The organism is Mesorhizobium sp. M0340, from assembly GCF_040321535.1.
In the GTDB taxonomy this organism is placed as follows: domain Bacteria; phylum Pseudomonadota; class Alphaproteobacteria; order Rhizobiales; family Rhizobiaceae; genus Mesorhizobium.
In genome coordinates, this window is the sequence record NZ_JAMYRR010000006.1 from 285,583 (window position 1) to 300,905 (window position 15,323).

Genomic DNA, 15,323 nt, shown 5'->3' on the forward strand with positions numbered 1-15,323 from the left:
AAGCGCAATCGGCGATTTGGCGGGCGCCGGCGATCAGTATATCGCGGTTGCCTAAAATTAAGGCAGCACCAATAGGGCCTTGATCAGGCTTTGCCTGGTGTCCGGGCAAATGTCGGATGGAGATCAAAACGCGCGAAAGGTGACGACCGTAAACGTATCCTTGATGCCCGGGAGAATCTGCACTTTCTCGTTGACGAAGTGGCCGATGTCTTCCTCGTCGTCGACATAGAATTTGGCGAGCAGGTCGTAGTTGCCGGCTGTCGAGTAGATTTCCGAAGCAATCTCGGCATCGGCCAGGGCGCTGGCAACGTCGTAGGCTTTGCCCAGATCGCACTTTATCTGCACGAAAAATGCCTTCATTGCCTGGTCCTGTCCAACATCGCACGCTCTAATCGAGCGGCCCTTGTGGCAGACTGGCGCCCGGCTTTCAAGCATCGGCAATCGCTCAGGCTGTCTCGCCTCGACAATGCGTTTTCGGCTCGGACACGGACCGCCACGCCGAATGTTTACGCTCGGCTGAAACCCTGAAGCACGGCAAAGCGTATGATATCATGTACCTTCAGGCAGCGATTTCTCGGGGACAACGGAGACAGGCCATGCGCCGCGCGTTTTTCGCATTCGCAGTCGTTCCATTCATTTTCGCATCCCAGGCCTTTGCTGGCGACGCCGAAGTCAAAGCGGCGCAGACGGTCATCGATGCTCAGTTGAGGGCCTTCATCGCCAATGACGGAATGACGGCCTACAGCTTTGCCGCACCGAATGTGAAGCGCATGTTTCCGACCGTCGATACCTTCATGAACATGGTGACCAACGGCTATCCGCCGGTGCGCCAGCCGCAGACCTACTCCTTCGGCAAGGTTCGCGAGACGAGCCCGACCTCGATCATCCAGCAAGTGCTGATCGTCGGCCCGGATGGCAAGGACTACGAGGCGGTCTACACGCTCGAACTACAGCCTGACGGCAGCTTTCGGATCACCGGCTGCAGCCTGCGCGCGTCCACGTCGCTCAGCACTTGAGCCTTCGATCACCTCACTGGGAGATCGCCCCGCCTCCAGCTTTCGGAAATCTCAGCTGAGCGTGCTTCCAACCTGCCAGCCTCGATCACTTCACGAATGTCGCGCATCAGCTGCTGGTAATAGGACAGATTGTTCCAGGTCAGGAGCATCGCCCCAAGTGCCTCTTGCGAGCGCACCAGATGGTGCAGATAGGCGCGCGAATAGTCGCGTGCGGCCGGGCAGTCGCTTTCCTCATCGAGCGGACGCGGATCGTCGGCATGGCGGGCGTTGCGAAGATTGACCTTGCCGCGCCGCGTGTAGGCAAGACCGTGGCGCCCTGCCCGCGTCGGCATCACGCAATCGAACATGTCGATGCCGCGCGCTACCGACTTCAAGATGTCGTCCGGGGTGCCGACGCCCATCAGGTAGCGCGGCCGCTCAGCCGGCAGCTCCGGGCAAGTGATGTCGAGCATCTCCAGCATCACCGCTTGCGGCTCGCCGACAGCCAGCCCGCCGATCGCGTAGCCCTTCAGCTGCATTGCCTTCAGCGCCTGCGCCGAGCGCAGCCGCAGATCCGGCACGTCGCCGCCTTGCACAATGCCGAACATCGCCTTGCCGGGCTGCTCGCCGAATGCCGTCTTGCAGCGCTCGGCCCAGCGCAACGACAACTCCATGGCACGCTCGATCTCGTTCTGCTTGGCCGGCAGAGCCGTGCATTCGTCGAGCTGCATCTGGATGTCGGAATCGAGCAGCCCCTGGATCTCAATCGAACGCTCCGGCGACATCTCGAAGGCGCCGCCGTCGATATGCGAACGGAAGGTCACGCCGTTCTCGGTCAGTTTCCGCAGCTTCGACAGCGACATCACCTGGAAGCCGCCGCTGTCGGTCAGGATCGGATGCGGCCAGCGGGCGAACTCATGCAGGCCGCCGAGCCGCGCCACGCGCTCGGCGCCGGGTCTCAGCATCAGGTGGTAGGTATTACCAAGGATGATGTCCGAGCCGACGCCGCGCACCTGATCCATATACATGGCCTTCACCGTGCCGCCGGTACCGACCGGCATGAAGGCAGGCGTGCGGATTTCCCCGCGCGGCATGGTGATTGCACCACGCCGCGCCCTGCCGTCGGTCGCCAGCACCTTGAAGGTGAATGCGTCAGTCATTGAATTCCCTAGCCATCGAACTCCTTGTCGAATACCGGCGCGTCCGGAGCTTGCTTATCGAGCGATTGACGGTAGCGGATGCAGCCGCGCATGAATTTCGGCCACGGCGGCACGGCAATCGCCGGCTCGGTCTTTTCGGGCAAAAGCGACCACAGGTCGGGATGATGCCAGCACAGATCATGGCCGGTGGCGTCGCGGTGTTGGCGGATGCCGGCGCGCAGTTTCCTGACCTCGCCGATCAATGCTTCGCGGTCGAAGGTTTCCAGGTCATCGTCCATTACTATCCTCCCTGAACAGAAGACTTGCGTCTCCATAGGAATAAAACCTGTAGCGATTCTCGATGGCATGCGCATAGGCCGCCCGCATCGTCTGCAAACCGCAGAAGGCCGAAACCAGCATGAACAGCGTCGACCGCGGCAGATGGAAATTGGTCATCAGCATGTCGGCGGTCTTGAAGCGATAGCCGGGGGTGATGAAGATGTCGGTCGGGCCTGACCATGCGGCCAGCCTGCCCTCCTCGCCAGCCGCGCTCTCTAACAAACGCAGCGATGTCGTGCCGACGGCGATAATGCGCCCTCCTTTTGCTTTCGCCGCATTCAGCGCCTCGGCGGTTTCCGGGCTGACCGAACCGGTTTCGGCGTGCATCTTGTGGTCGGCGGTGTCGTCCGCCTTCACCGGCAGGAACGTACCGGCGCCGACATGCAGCGTGACGAAACGGCGCTCTATGCCCTTGGCGTCGAGCGTCGCAAACAGCTCCGGCGTGAAATGCAGCCCTGCCGTCGGCGCGGCGACCGCGCCCTCCTCCCTGGCATAAATGGTCTGGTAATCGCTGCGGTCGCGTTCGTCGTCGTCACGCTTGGAGGCGATATAGGGCGGCAGCGGGATGTGGCCGACAGCGTGCAGTGCCTCGTCGAGGAACGGACCTGACAGGTCGAAGCCGAGCAGCACCTCGCCGCCTTCCCCCTTCTCGATCACGGTCGCATCGAGTTGGCCGAGAAAGCAGGAATTGGCATCATGACCGAAATGGATGCGGTCGCCGGCTGCAATGCGCTTGCCCGGACGCATGAAGGCGAGCCAGCGGTCGGGCGCCGTCCGCATATGCAGCGTGGCTTCGACCTGCGCTGCTGCTTCGCCGCGCCGCCTGATGCCCTTCAATTGTGCCGGAATGACCTTGGTGTCGTTGAAGACCAGCACATCGCCGGCCTTGAGCAGGGCCGGCAGGTCGCGCACCGTCAGGTCTTCGAGCCCCTCACCCGGCCTGACCACCAGCATCCTGGCGCTGTCGCGCGGCTCGGCTGGGCGAAGCGCGATGCGTTCTTCCGGCAGATCGAAGTCGAAAAGGTCGACGCGCAAGAAAACCCCGCCTCAAGGTTCCGGGCAGGTCACCGCCCAGGCACCGACACTGTCTATGCTCAGCGTACCGCCCATCGCGAAACTGGACTGCTCGCTGGCCTTGACCAGCCGCAATTTGGCGACGATCGAGCTGAGGCCCTCATCAGTGAGATCGATCAGCATGCGCTCGTCGTCTTCGAATGCCTGTCCAACGATGACTTTCGTTGAGCCTGGCTGGCCGTCCGTGGTCCATGTCTTGCCGCCGGCATCCAGCCACACCCGCGCCACCGCAATGACGGCCGTGTGTCCCATCAAAACATCAATCGATGCCGCGCCGCCGTCGGCGCTGCAAACGATCGATTCCGTCGCCAGCGCCGGAGTGGCCGCCGCGACGAGCACAAGTGCGATGGCCGCGACAGCCCGGCTGGTCATTTCACGTCGGCCGCAACCTTGAGCGATACGATCTTGTCGGGGTCCTGCACCGGTTCGCCGCGCTTGATCTTGTCGACATTGTCCATGCCTTCGATGACCTGGCCCCATACAGTGTACTGGCGGTTGAGGAAGGCGGCGTCGTCGAAGCAGATGAAGAACTGCGAATTGGCCGAGTTCGGGTTTTGCGAGCGCGCCATCGAACAGGTGCCGCGGCCATGGTTGGCGTTGGAGAACTCGGCCTTCAGATCGGGCTTGTCGGAACCGCCAGTGCCGGCGCGCGACGGCGCGAAAGACGGCTTGTTGGAATTGCCGAACTTCACGTCGCCGGTCTGCGCCATGAAGCCGTCGATGACGCGGTGGAAGACCACGCCGTCATAGGCGCCTTCGCGTGCCAGCTCCTTGATACGGCCGACATGGCCGGGCGCCAGATCTGGAAACAATTCGATGACGACCTTGCCCTTGGTCGTGTCCATGATAAGCGCGTTCTCGCGGTCCTTGATTTCGGCCATGTCAGAAATATCCTTTTGAAACTTGGGTTTACTTGCCGTCGGCGGCGATGCGCACCTTGATCATGCGATCGGGATCGGTCACCGTCCCGTTCTGCGCCTCGTCGCCTTTCTTGATGTGGTCCACCAGCTCCATGCCGCTGACGACATTGCCAACGATGGTGTACTGGCCATCGAGCGGCGGTGCCGGCGCGAACATGATGAAGAATTGCGAATTGGCGGAATTCGGATCATCGGAGCGGGCCATGCCGACCACGCCGCGCTGGTAGTGCTCGGTACTGGAGAATTCGGCCGGCAGGTCAGGAAGATCGGAGCCGCCGGTGCCGACAGCGTCGGCATTGAAGCCGCTCTTCATGTTGCCGAACTTGACGTCGCCGGTCTGCGCCATGAAGCCGTCGATGACGCGGTGAAAGGCGACGTTGTCGTAGGCGCCCTGGCGCACCAGCTTTTTGATCTGCGCGACGTGTTTCGGCGCAAGGTCGGGCCTCAGCGCGATGGTCACGTCGCCGTCTTTCAGCGTTACGATCATGGTGTTTTCCGGATCAGCGGCAAAGGCCGACACGGATGCGGTCACAAGACCGGCAAACACGGCAAGCAAGAAGGCAAGCTTTTTCAGCTGCATGGGATCTTTCTCCGAATATCTTCGTTCATGCATGTCGTTACCCAAAGCCGGGTTCCACTTTTGGGTGACATGCATTTATTTCGCGAATTTGGCGGCGAGCGCGCCGGCCACGGCCGCCGGCACGAAGGGGCGGATGTCGCCTCCCATCGAAGCTATCTGGCGCACAAGTGTGGCGGTAATGGTGCGCACCGAGGGGCTGGCGGGCAGGAACACCGTCTGCAGCTCCGGCGCCATGGTCTCGTTCATGCCGGCCATCTGCATCTCATAGTCAAGATCGGTGCCGTCGCGCAGGCCGCGGATCATGATCGAGGCGCCATGCTTCCTGGCCGCATCGATGACCAGCCCGTCGAAGGCGACCACTTTGATGCGCGCACCGTCGCTGCCGAATTCCGCCTTCGCGGCCGTTTCGATCAGGCCAACCCGTTCCTCGAAGGAAAACAACGGCTTCTTGCCGGGATGGGTGCCGATCGCCGCATAGATTGTATCCGCCACGGCCAGCGATGCCTTCAGCACGTCGAGATGGCCGTTGGTCAGCGGGTCGAAAGAGCCGGCATAAAGGGCGATGCGTTCGGTCATGGCAGGTGCTTCTAGCGAGCCTCTCCCCTAAAGGCAAATCCGATCGACAGGCCCGCCCCATGAACCTTTTGGCCGACGTGAACGACAGATGAATGTGCCGCTCACAACGGCTTCACGCAGTGTTCACTAAGTTGCAGCTGCAAAAGATGAAACCAAACACCCACCTGATCGTTGTTAGGCGCAGGAGAACACGCACATGCTGATCTACATGCTTGCCACCGCAATGACCGTCGCCATGCTGATTGCTACCGTATTCGGGTTACATCAGGAAGCACAGCGCGTCCGCGCCAAGGCCAATACCAAGCAGTTCGAAGGCTTCGGCATCCGTAGGCCTTATCGGCATTTCTAGAGTGTTTGTTGACAACGCCGGACCGACCTATCGGGCTCGCGGCGTCGTGGCAACTCACTCGACGTTGTTGTTGTCAGGCTCCCCACCTTCGGTAGCAGCGCCGCTTTCAGCCTCGACACTCTCTTCGATCTCTTCGTCCGCCTGCGGCTCCGAAATCCGCTCCACCGAAACGACCTTCTCGCCCTCTGCGGTATTGAAGATCGTAACGCCCTTGGTGGCGCGGCTGGCGAAACGAATGCCGTTGACCGGGACGCGGATGACGGTGCCGCCATCCGAAACCAGCATGATCTGATCGTCATTGCCGACCGGGAAGGTCGCCACCAGACGGCCGATTTCGGCCGTTTTCGAAACGTCGGTGGCGCGGATACCCTTGCCGCCGCGACCGGTCAGGCGGAAATCGTACGACGACGAACGCTTGCCGTAGCCATATTCCGTCACCGTCAGCACGAACTGCTCGTGTGCCTTGAGGAATTCGTAGCGCTCGTCGGAAAGCTCCGCCTCTTCGCCGACCTCTTCGTTGGTAAGCTGGATTTCTTCCTCCTCACCGGCGGCGATGTCGGCGGCGAGCCGGCGTTCAGCCACCACCCGCTTAAGGTAGGCGGCACGTTCCGCCGGCGGCGCGTCGACATGCTCGATCACCGCCATCGAGATCACCCGGTCGCCATCGGCCATGGCGATGCCGCGCACGCCGACCGAATTGCGGCTCTGGAAGACGCGTACGTGGCTGACCGGAAAGCGGATGCATTGGCCGGAACTTGCCGTCAAAAGCACGTCGTCATTATCGGTGCAGGTCTCGACGCCGAGGATCTCGTCGCCTTCCTCGTCCAGCTTCATGGCGATCTTGCCGTTGCGGTTGACCTGGACGAAGTCCGACAGCTTGTTGCGACGCACGGTGCCGCGCGTGGTGGCAAACATGACGTCGAGCTCGCCCCAACTCGTCTCATCCTCCGGCAGCGGCATGATCGTGGTGATGCGCTCGCCCTGTTCGAGCGGCAGCATATTGATCAGCGCCTTGCCGCGCGATTGCGGGTTGCCGATCGGCAGGCGCCAGACCTTTTCCTTGTAGACGATGCCACGCGAAGAGAAGAACAGCACCGGCGTGTGCGTGTTGGCGACGAACAGCCGGGTGACGAAATCCTCTTCCTTGGTCGACATGCCGGAGCGGCCCTTGCCGCCGCGGCGCTGCGCCCGGTAGAGCGACAGCGGCACGCGCTTGATATAGCCGGAATGGCTGACCGTGACGACCATGTCCTCGCGCTGGATCAGGTCCTCGTCTTCCATGTCCGCCCCGCCCTCGGCGAGCTCGGTGCGGCGCGGCGTGCCGAACTCGTCGCGCACGGCGATGAGCTCGTCCTTGACGATCTGCTGGACGCGGGCGCGGGACGACAGGATGTCCAGGTAGTCCTTGATCTCGTCGCCGATCGTGTTCAGCTCGTCGGCGATCTCGTCGCGGCCGAGCGCGGTCAGGCGCTGCAGGCGCAGTTCGAGGATGGCGCGCGCCTGCTCCTCGGAGAGATTGTAGGTACCGTCCTCGTTGATGCGATGGCGCGGGTCGTCGATCAGAAGAATCAGCGATTCCACGTCGCCCGAAGGCCAGCGCCGCTCCATCAACTGCTCGCGCGCCGTCTGCGGGTCCGGAGCGCTGCGGATCAGCTTGATGACTTCATCGATGTTGGCAACCGCGATGGCAAGGCCGACCAGCACATGGGCGCGGTCGCGCGCCTTGCGCAGCAGGAATTTCGTGCGCCGGCTGATCACCTCCTCGCGGAAGGCGACAAACGCCTTCAGCATGTCGGTCAGCGTCAGCAATTCCGGCTTGCCGCCGTTCAGCGCCACCATATTGGCACCGAAGGACGTCTGCAGCGGAGTGAAGCGGTAAAGCTGGTTGAGGATGACGTCGGCGACGGCGTCGCGCTTCAGTTCGATGACGACGCGGTAACCCTGGCGGTCGCTCTCGTCGCGAATGTCGGAAATGCCCTCGATGCGCTTGTCGCGCACCAGTTCGGCCATCTTCTCGATCATCGATGCTTTGTTCACCTGATAGGGAACCTCGGTGATGACGATCGATTCACGGTCGTTGCCGCGCGCCTCGATGTTGACGCGGCCGCGCATGACGATGGAGCCGCGGCCGGTCGAATAGGCGCTGTAGATGCCGGAACGGCCAAGCACGATGCCGCCGGTCGGGAAATCCGGTCCCGGAATGATCTCCATCAGCGCCGGAAGATCGATCGCTGGATTGTCGATGAGGGCAATGGCGCCGTTGCAGACCTCGCCCAGATTGTGCGGCGGGATGTTGGTGGCCATGCCGACGGCGATGCCGCCGGAGCCGTTGACCAGCAGGTTCGGAAAGCGCGCCGGCAGGACTTTCGGTTCGCTGCCCGACGCATCGTAAGTGTCCTGGAAATCGACGGTGTCCTTGTCGATGTCTTCCAGCAACTCATGCGCGACCTTGGTCAGCCGCGATTCCGTGTAGCGCATCGCCGCCGGCGGATCGCCGTCGATCGAGCCGAAATTGCCCTGCCCGTCGATCAGCGGCACGCGCAGCGACCAGTCCTGCGCCATGCGCACCAAAGCGTCGTAGATAGAGGCGTCGCCGTGCGGATGGTATTTACCCATCACGTCGGCGACCGGGCGTGCCGATTTCACATATTTGCGGTTCCAGTGATAGCCGCTCTCATAGGCGGCGTAGAGGATGCGGCGATGCACCGGCTTGAGGCCGTCGCGCACGTCCGGCAGCGCGCGACTGACGATCACGCTCATGGCGTAATCGAGATAGGAGCGCTGCATCTCCTCGATGATGGATATCGGCTCGATGCCGGTGGGGCCGCCGTCGGCGCCGCGCGGTGTCTTCTGGTCGGTCAAATCGGATCACAATCTAATCAGGAATCACTTGGTGCTTATATAGGAAGCCGGCCCGAAACTCCAACAATCGCGGCAGTTTTCCAATGTGGTTTTTAGCGGCAAATTCAAAAGGATACACCAATTGCGACGATATGGCCGTGGCACCCTTTCACCGGCGTCGCCGGCGGGCGCGATAAGTACCCGGCGCCTCGCCCATCAGCCGCCGGAAACGGCGGTTGAAGGTTGATAGATCGTTGAATCCCGCCGCAAAGGCGATCGCCGAAATTGTGTTATCTGACGTCCGCAGCCGCACGGCTGCCCTGTGCAGCCGCGTTCTCAGCAGGAATTGGTAGGGCGTCATGCCGGCAACGTGCCGGAAGGTGCGCAGGAAATGGTAAGGGCTGGTGGCGGTCTCGTCGGCGAGCTCGGCAAGCGAGATCGGCCGGTCGGCATCGACTTCAATGCGCCGCACCGCTTCGGCAACACGCTTCTGGTCACGGCGGCTCGGCGTCCGTCCCCGATCCGTTGCGCTGCAAGCCGCTGTTACCGCGGCACCGGCAATGCGCAGGGCGAGTTCCTCGAACGCGCCGGTGTCGGCCATCTCGCGCGCCGCCTCCGCTTCGGCGAGCAGCGGCACCAGTGCCGGCAAGGGCGGCAGGCGCGGCGTGCTGAAATCGAGCGTCTTGGCGCCCGGCACGTCGGCGACGATCCGCTCCATACAGGCCGGTCCGAAATGGAAGGAGAGGCAACGGTCGCCGGCGCCATGCTCGTGCCCGCACTCATAGCATGTGCCGGGATTGCCGAGCAGGAGCGCGCCCGGCGCCAGCATCGCCGTGCCCTGGCGGGCACGATAGCGGAAGGTGCCGCTGGTTACGGCAGCAACGCAGAAATCCCGATGCTCCTCCTCGAATGGCCTGTCAGCGGCGCTGGCGGTGCAGATGACATCCGACACCTGCCAGCCTCGGCCCGACGCCAGCCTATGCGCGCTCGTCGTCATCGCCCAAACATAGCAATTTCTCCCAAGCGCAGAACCCCTGTCGGCCTCTATGCTTGTCGGTCTCCTGACAAGATGGGAGCGAAGCCATGTCCAATTCCTTTGCCAAGGCCCTGCACGGCGATGGGCCCACACCGGCCCTTGCCGAGAAACTGAACCTTTACGGCCGCTTCGTCGGCGCCTGGACGTTCGACGCCACGCGCCATCTCGAAGACGGTCAGGTGCTGACCGGGCGCGGCGAGGTGCATTTCGGCTGGGTGCTTGAAGGCCGCGCGATCCAGGACGTATGGATCCTGCCAGCTCGTGACGCTGGTTCCTCCCCTTCGCTCGGCAAATGGACCTTCTATGGCACGACGTTGCGCGTCTATGACCCAGGCGTCGACGCCTGGCACATCTTCTGGAGCGACCCGCGCAACCAGTATTACAGCCGCCAGCTGGGCCGCGTCGAAGGCGACACGATCGTCCAATTAGGCGCAGACGGCACCGGCCCTTCGGTACGCTGGAGCTTTTCCCGGATCACCGGAGATTCCTTCCGCTGGCTGGGCGAGCGTTCGTATGACGACGGCGCCACCTGGCGTCTCGAAGTCGAGTTTCTGGCGCGCCGTACCGCCAGCCCCTGATCCGCACGGTTTCCACTGGCTTCGCTTTGCTCTACCAATCCCGTTAACCGGGACTGCCGGCGGGGAGGGGTCAGCATGCCGAGCTTGGACAGCCTGTTCAATGCCTTCGTCACCATACTGGTGACGATCGATCCGCCCGGCCTGGCGCCGCTCTTCCTTGCCGTGACCCGCGGCATGAACCGCGAGGAGCGCAACCAGGTCTCCGTGCGCGCCTCGATCATCGCTTTCTTGGTGATGGCATTGTTCGCAATCGCCGGCGCGTCGATCCTGTCGGTCTTCGGCATCACCCTGCCGGCCTTCCGCGTCGCCGGCGGCTTTCTGCTGTTCTTCATCGCCTTCGAAATGGTGTTCGAACGCCGGCAGGACCGTAAGGAGAAGATCGGCGACGTCGCCATCACCAGGGACATGATTCACAACATCGCCGCCTTTCCGCTGGCGATCCCGCTGATTGCCGGTCCCGGCGCGATTTCGGCGACCGTCCTGCTCTCAAGCTCGTTTCAGGGTTTTGGCGCGCAGACAGCCCTTGTCGGCATCATCGCCATCTGCCTCGTCATCACCTACCTGGTGTTCGTGCTGTCAGAGCGCATCGACCGTATTCTCGGCCAAACCGGCCGTTCGATCCTGACACGGCTGCTCGGCGTCATCCTGGCGGCGCTCGCCATACAGTTCGTCGCCGACGGCATCAAGGCGCTGATGGCGACTTAGGAACTGCCCTACTTCGCTGTCGTTTCAATGACTTCGAAGTCGTGGGTAATCTCGGCAGTCTTGGCCATCATTGCCGAGGCCGAGCAGTATTTCTCGATCGAAAGCCCGATCGCCCGCTTCACCTTGTCGTGTGACAGCGCGCGGCCCTTGACGACAAAATGCATGTGAATGCGGGTGAACACCCTGGGATCGGCTTCTGCACGGTCGGCATCGAGTTCGACCACGCAATCTTCGACCGCCTCGCGCCCCTTTTTGAGGATATGGACCACGTCATAGGCCGAGCAGCCTCCGGTGCCGATCAGCACCAGTTCCATTGGGCTCGGCCCCGGCGTCTTGCCCTCCGGCCCGAACGCCGTGCCTAGCACCAGCTTGTGCCCACTGGCGGACTCGCCAACAAAAGTGCGCTCCTCCACCCATTTGACCCTTGCTTTCACTTGATACGTCCTTTCACCGCTCAAACGCATAACGTCCCGAAAATCCAAGACCGATTTTCGGGACGCCATTTCGTGGCCAAGGTGCTGGCGCTTTTCGCCGCAAGGGCAGTCCGCCCCGAGAAATCAGAACGGGATTTCGTCGTCCAGCTCGCGCGATGAACCACCGCCGCCGCCCTTGTTGGCGCCACCGCGATTGAAACTTTCGCCCGGGCCGGACTGGCCGAAATCGGAACCGCGGCTCGCACCACCACCGGCATAGTTGCCGACCTGGCCGCCGCCCTCGCCCCGCGCATCAAGCATCTGCAGCTCGCCGCGGAATTTCTGCAACACGATTTCGGTCGTATAGCGGTCATTGCCGGTCTGGTCCTGCCATTTGCGCGTCTGCAGCTGGCCCTCGACATAGACCTTCATGCCTTTCTTCAAATACTGCTCGGCCACCTTGGCAATCTGGTCGTTGAAAATCACGACATTGTGCCACTCGGTCTTTTCCTTGCGCTCTCCGGATGTCTTGTCGCGCCAGCTTTCCGACGTCGCGATGCGGATATTGACGACCGGGTCACCCGAATTCAGGCGGCGGATTTCAGGGTCCGCCCCGAGGTTGCCCACCAGAATGACCTTGTTGACGCTACCCGCCATGATACTTCTCCGCGCTCATCCGAAACCAGATTTTCTGTCGCTGCACCTTACAGGCTATGGATAATCCCTGCCTGCTGTGGCTGCCTTTTCCCACAAGGTTTTTTGTTCTCTTTTCGTTCTAGGTTAAAGGTCCTGCACTGTCAATAGATGTCAGTAACAGGTAGTATCTTGGCGTCGAATTTCCACGAACCCGGAGATCGAGGCGAACTCAATGAAGATGGTCGAGCATGATGATCAGCCGCAAGAAGAATGGCGGACGGGAGTAAAGACCCGCATGCATGTCTCGGCCTGCAACGGCGCAACTCAACTTTGCATATTTGAACAATGGGTCGAACCCGCGGTTGGCGCCCCGACACATTGGCACCCGGTCGAGGAAGTGCTTACCGTCATCGCTGGCAGGGCCGAGATGTGGATCGATGACGAGCATCTCGTCTTGACTGCCGGACAGTCGCTTGTTGTTGCCGCGCACAAGCAACATGGCTTCCGAAACGTCGGCTCCGACCTGCTTCATATCCATGCCGTGCTCGCGTCACCAGTTTTTGAGGCAACGTTTAACGGATCTCCAGACATGGTGAGACGCTGGCTTCCGACGCGTTTGTAAAATCTCGCCCGTCGTAAAAAACACTGCTTGTCTTAAAAACGCGACTTGCCAAACAGATAAGTATCGACTTATGCTTCTGGAATGATCGAAGCAGAGATTTTTCGGGCACTGGCCGATCCAACGCGTCGCGCCGTCTATGAGCGGCTCGCCGACGGCGAGATGACGGTATCGGAACTCCGCGATGGCATGCCAGTTTCGCAGCCGGCGGTATCGCAGCATCTCGCGGTGCTGCGAGGTGCCGGCCTCGTGGTCGAACGCCGGGCCGGCCGCAATGCCTATTATCGCGCCGATCCGAACGGGCTTGCGCCGCTGCTCGGCTGGATCGAACGCTACCGCGCGTTCTGGCCAGAGCGCATCGAAAGGCTCAAGACGGTTTTGAAGGACATGGACCAATGACCAGCCGAGGCAAAGAACGCGCGGAAATGGCGGCAGACAAGATCGAGTTCGAGTGCGAGCTGCCCGAGCCGCCGGAAAAAGTGTGGCGGGCGCTGACAGTGCCGGACCTGCTCGCGGCCTGGATGATGCCAAACGACATTGAACCAAAGGTCGGCAACCGCTTTGCCTTTAAAGCGCCGGATGCGCCGATCGAGTGCGAAATCCTCGACGCGGATCCCGGACGGCTGCTGCGCTATTCCTGGCGGGAGCGGCCGGCGCCCGGCGATACGCGGGTGCCGCCCGGCAGCCCGGTGGACAGCCCAATGAACGATAGCCCAGTGGATAGCATCGTCACCTTTACGCTCGACCGCACCGTTTCCGGCGGCACGCATCTGCGCATCGTCCATGATGGTTTTGCTCGGGCAGCAGTGCCGGAGATCGCGATGGCAGGCGCCGGTTGCCGACTTTCGTTTGAAGCGCGTACTCCCAAGTACAAGCAGATCGCCGCAAACACCCCGCGCCTCTTTACGCGCGCGGCCTGAACGACGACAGTCAAAGGAGATAACGATGAGCGGCCTTGCCAATTTGGTGCCGATGGTGATCGAGCAATCGAGCCGCGGCGAACGTGCCTTCGATATATTTTCGCGGCTGCTGCGCGAGCGCATCGTCTTCATCAACGGGCCGATCGACGACGGCACCTCGGCGCTGGTCTGCGCCCAGCTTCTGTCGCTGGAATCCGACAATCCCGACAAGGAGGTCTCGCTCTACATCAACTCGCCGGGTGGCGTGGTGACCAGCGGTTTCGCCATCTACGATACGATGCAGTATATCAGCTGCCCGGTCTCCACCGTTTGTATGGGCTTCGCCGCCTCGATGGCCTCGTTTCTCCTGATGGCGGGCACGCCAGGGCGGCGTATCGCGCTACCCAACACCAGCATCGTGCTGCATCAGCCTCTCGGCGGTTTCCAGGGCCAAGCCTCCGATATCCAGCGCCATGCCGAGGGCATCCTTCGCACCAAGCGGCGCATGACCGATCTTTACGCCCACCATTGCGGCCGCACCTACGAAGAAGTGGAACGCACGCTCGACCGCGACTTTTTCATGACTGCCCAGGAGGCCAAGGATTGGGGACTCGTCGACCATGTTTTCGACACTCGCAAGCAGGCCGCATGAACGAGCCGGGCCGGCGGACGGAACCGAGGCGATTGGCCGCCCGCAATTTCAGCGCCATCGATCTGGTCTTGCCGCCATCACGGCACTATAGTCCGGCGATGACCGCCAGCCGTTCATCCAGCCTGTTATGCCTTGCTATCGCTACTGTGGCCGGCACGAACATGCTGGTGGACATGGCATTTGCCCAAGTTAATTCGACGTCTTCGCAAAAGGGCGCCCTGCCCGGCGTGACCAGCGACTATCGCATCGCCGAGCCAGGGCCGCAGCCTGAGCCCGACGACGCGGTTCCAAGCAGCGGCAACGGCACGTTCAAGATCGGCGATACCGACGTTCGGATTTCCGGCAGCATAACCATCGATGTCGCTACCGGCGGAATCAGGCCCCCCAGCCGGTAAGTTCGCCTGGTATGCCCGACAAATGTGCGCTTCAAACGAACAGCCCCGTCATTGCTTGTGCAATTGACGGGGCTTCTTGGATCTAAAATCCAAATCGCCGGGAGTGTACTGCCGGCTTTTTATTTCGGATGCTTCGCGGCGTTCAGCCGACGATCCGACTAGCAGTCTCTGATTGTTGTGGGGATCGGCAGGTCAACGTTGGCAGGTAGCGCAAAACGCCTGGCCTAGCCACTTATACCTGCCGCGGCTCCAGCGACACGTGGAGCCTCAAGGAACTGTCCGGTGGAGTCATGCCTCTGCTCTCCTTCTGTTCGTTGCGACTGTCGTCGAAGCGCTCATCGCATAACCCGCGGCGTCTCGCAGGCTAGCCCCAGGCCGCGAGGCCATCGAAAGACGGCCGGCTTCGTTGACGTTTGGAGTCTGCCCCCGTGACAGATGGACGTCAACCTTGAATGGCCGATTACCGAAAAATGTGATCGCGAGACGCTTTGTGAACCCCGGGTGAACCCAGCCGCACGGGCAGCTTTTGTCAGGAGCGTGTTCGGCCTTTGTTCTTTCCGCTTGCCCGTTCGCGCGA

At 61.8% G+C, this 15,323-nt stretch carries 21 protein-coding genes; 9 read left to right on the forward strand and 12 right to left on the reverse strand.

From position 1 onward, the window contains the following. Positions 1 to 123: 123 nt before the first annotated feature. The gene (locus NKI79_RS12055; protein WP_023674883.1) at positions 124 to 360 is read right to left on the reverse strand and encodes an Lrp/AsnC ligand binding domain-containing protein; all 237 of its coding nucleotides are present in this window, start codon (positions 358 to 360) and stop codon (positions 124 to 126) included. Positions 361 to 596: 236 nt separating this feature from the next. On the opposite strand from NKI79_RS12055, the gene NKI79_RS12060 reads away from it, so the two are divergent. Further along, on the forward strand, positions 597 to 1,016 hold the full coding sequence (locus NKI79_RS12060) for a DUF4864 domain-containing protein (protein ID WP_254817358.1): 420 nt from the start codon (positions 597 to 599) through the stop codon (positions 1,014 to 1,016). Positions 1,017 to 1,024: 8 nt separating this feature from the next. Here NKI79_RS12060 and tgt read toward each other — a convergent pair whose 3' ends face one another. The 7 genes from tgt to coaD all read right to left on the reverse strand — a co-directional run bounded on the left by tgt (position 1,025) and on the right by coaD (position 5,623). Further along, the gene (gene tgt / locus NKI79_RS12065) at positions 1,025 to 2,155 is read right to left on the reverse strand and encodes a tRNA guanosine(34) transglycosylase Tgt (protein ID WP_352801751.1); all 1,131 of its coding nucleotides are present in this window, start codon (positions 2,153 to 2,155) and stop codon (positions 1,025 to 1,027) included. A gap of 8 nt (positions 2,156 to 2,163) precedes the next feature. Beyond that, a complete protein-coding gene (locus tag NKI79_RS12070) occupies positions 2,164 to 2,433 on the reverse strand; it encodes a hypothetical protein (RefSeq protein ID WP_254817360.1) in 270 nt (89 codons plus the stop codon). After that, positions 2,423 to 3,508 carry a tRNA preQ1(34) S-adenosylmethionine ribosyltransferase-isomerase QueA gene (queA, locus tag NKI79_RS12075; RefSeq protein ID WP_352801752.1) on the reverse strand — a complete coding sequence of 362 codons (1,086 nt, stop codon included), beginning with the start codon at positions 3,506 to 3,508 and terminating at the stop codon, positions 2,423 to 2,425. Before queA ends, NKI79_RS12070 begins: the two co-directional genes overlap by 11 nt. A gap of 12 nt (positions 3,509 to 3,520) precedes the next feature. After that, positions 3,521 to 3,919 carry a hypothetical protein gene (locus NKI79_RS12080; RefSeq protein WP_352801753.1) on the reverse strand — a complete coding sequence of 133 codons (399 nt, stop codon included), beginning with the start codon at positions 3,917 to 3,919 and terminating at the stop codon, positions 3,521 to 3,523. Then, on the reverse strand, positions 3,916 to 4,428 hold the full coding sequence (locus NKI79_RS12085) for a peptidylprolyl isomerase (protein ID WP_254817363.1): 513 nt from the start codon (positions 4,426 to 4,428) through the stop codon (positions 3,916 to 3,918). Before NKI79_RS12085 ends, NKI79_RS12080 begins: the two co-directional genes overlap by 4 nt. A gap of 28 nt (positions 4,429 to 4,456) precedes the next feature. Then, positions 4,457 to 5,047, reverse strand: coding sequence for a peptidylprolyl isomerase (locus tag NKI79_RS12090; protein WP_254817364.1), 591 nt, complete (start codon positions 5,045 to 5,047; stop codon positions 4,457 to 4,459). Between the two features lie 75 nt (positions 5,048 to 5,122). Further along, a complete protein-coding gene (gene coaD, locus NKI79_RS12095; protein WP_352507881.1) occupies positions 5,123 to 5,623 on the reverse strand; it encodes a pantetheine-phosphate adenylyltransferase in 501 nt (166 codons plus the stop codon). A gap of 196 nt (positions 5,624 to 5,819) precedes the next feature. Between coaD and NKI79_RS12100 the strand changes: the two genes are divergently transcribed. Continuing rightward, the gene (locus NKI79_RS12100) at positions 5,820 to 5,972 is read left to right on the forward strand and encodes a hypothetical protein (RefSeq protein ID WP_352478968.1); all 153 of its coding nucleotides are present in this window, start codon (positions 5,820 to 5,822) and stop codon (positions 5,970 to 5,972) included. A gap of 54 nt (positions 5,973 to 6,026) precedes the next feature. Here NKI79_RS12100 and gyrA read toward each other — a convergent pair whose 3' ends face one another. Both gyrA and NKI79_RS12110 read right to left on the reverse strand, forming a co-directional pair. Continuing rightward, complete coding sequence (gyrA, locus tag NKI79_RS12105; protein WP_352801754.1) at positions 6,027 to 8,834, reverse strand: DNA gyrase subunit A; 2,808 nt, start codon at positions 8,832 to 8,834, stop codon at positions 6,027 to 6,029. A gap of 148 nt (positions 8,835 to 8,982) precedes the next feature. After that, positions 8,983 to 9,810 carry a helix-turn-helix transcriptional regulator gene (locus NKI79_RS12110; protein WP_352801756.1) on the reverse strand — a complete coding sequence of 276 codons (828 nt, stop codon included), beginning with the start codon at positions 9,808 to 9,810 and terminating at the stop codon, positions 8,983 to 8,985. An 86-nt stretch (positions 9,811 to 9,896) separates the two neighbouring features. Between NKI79_RS12110 and NKI79_RS12115 the strand changes: the two genes are divergently transcribed. Both NKI79_RS12115 and NKI79_RS12120 read left to right on the forward strand, forming a co-directional pair. Further along, positions 9,897 to 10,427 (forward strand): hypothetical protein, encoded by a 531-nt coding sequence (locus NKI79_RS12115; RefSeq protein WP_254817369.1) that lies wholly within the window; start codon positions 9,897 to 9,899, stop codon positions 10,425 to 10,427. Positions 10,428 to 10,502: 75 nt separating this feature from the next. Next, positions 10,503 to 11,132: a MarC family protein gene (locus NKI79_RS12120; protein WP_352801757.1), complete on the forward strand. Its 630-nt coding sequence runs from the start codon at positions 10,503 to 10,505 to the stop codon at positions 11,130 to 11,132. Positions 11,133 to 11,140: 8 nt separating this feature from the next. Here NKI79_RS12120 and NKI79_RS12125 read toward each other — a convergent pair whose 3' ends face one another. Continuing rightward, complete coding sequence (locus NKI79_RS12125; RefSeq protein WP_352801759.1) at positions 11,141 to 11,566, reverse strand: OsmC family protein; 426 nt, start codon at positions 11,564 to 11,566, stop codon at positions 11,141 to 11,143. A gap of 123 nt (positions 11,567 to 11,689) precedes the next feature. Further along, positions 11,690 to 12,202 (reverse strand): single-stranded DNA-binding protein, encoded by a 513-nt coding sequence (locus tag NKI79_RS12130; protein WP_352448761.1) that lies wholly within the window; start codon positions 12,200 to 12,202, stop codon positions 11,690 to 11,692. Between the two features lie 211 nt (positions 12,203 to 12,413). On the opposite strand from NKI79_RS12130, the gene NKI79_RS12135 reads away from it, so the two are divergent. From NKI79_RS12135 to NKI79_RS12155, 5 genes are all read left to right on the forward strand, one after another. Next, on the forward strand, positions 12,414 to 12,803 hold the full coding sequence (locus NKI79_RS12135) for a cupin domain-containing protein (RefSeq protein WP_352801761.1): 390 nt from the start codon (positions 12,414 to 12,416) through the stop codon (positions 12,801 to 12,803). A gap of 81 nt (positions 12,804 to 12,884) precedes the next feature. Beyond that, positions 12,885 to 13,199, forward strand: a complete 315-nt coding sequence (locus tag NKI79_RS12140; protein ID WP_352801763.1) for an ArsR/SmtB family transcription factor — start codon at positions 12,885 to 12,887, stop codon at positions 13,197 to 13,199. After that, the gene (locus NKI79_RS12145; RefSeq protein WP_352801764.1) at positions 13,196 to 13,720 is read left to right on the forward strand and encodes an SRPBCC family protein; all 525 of its coding nucleotides are present in this window, start codon (positions 13,196 to 13,198) and stop codon (positions 13,718 to 13,720) included. Before NKI79_RS12140 ends, NKI79_RS12145 begins: the two co-directional genes overlap by 4 nt. A gap of 25 nt (positions 13,721 to 13,745) precedes the next feature. Beyond that, complete coding sequence (locus tag NKI79_RS12150; RefSeq protein WP_254817374.1) at positions 13,746 to 14,351, forward strand: ATP-dependent Clp protease proteolytic subunit; 606 nt, start codon at positions 13,746 to 13,748, stop codon at positions 14,349 to 14,351. Between the two features lie 98 nt (positions 14,352 to 14,449). After that, a complete protein-coding gene (locus NKI79_RS12155; protein ID WP_502909811.1) occupies positions 14,450 to 14,746 on the forward strand; it encodes a hypothetical protein in 297 nt (98 codons plus the stop codon). Positions 14,747 to 15,323 lie beyond the last annotated feature (577 nt).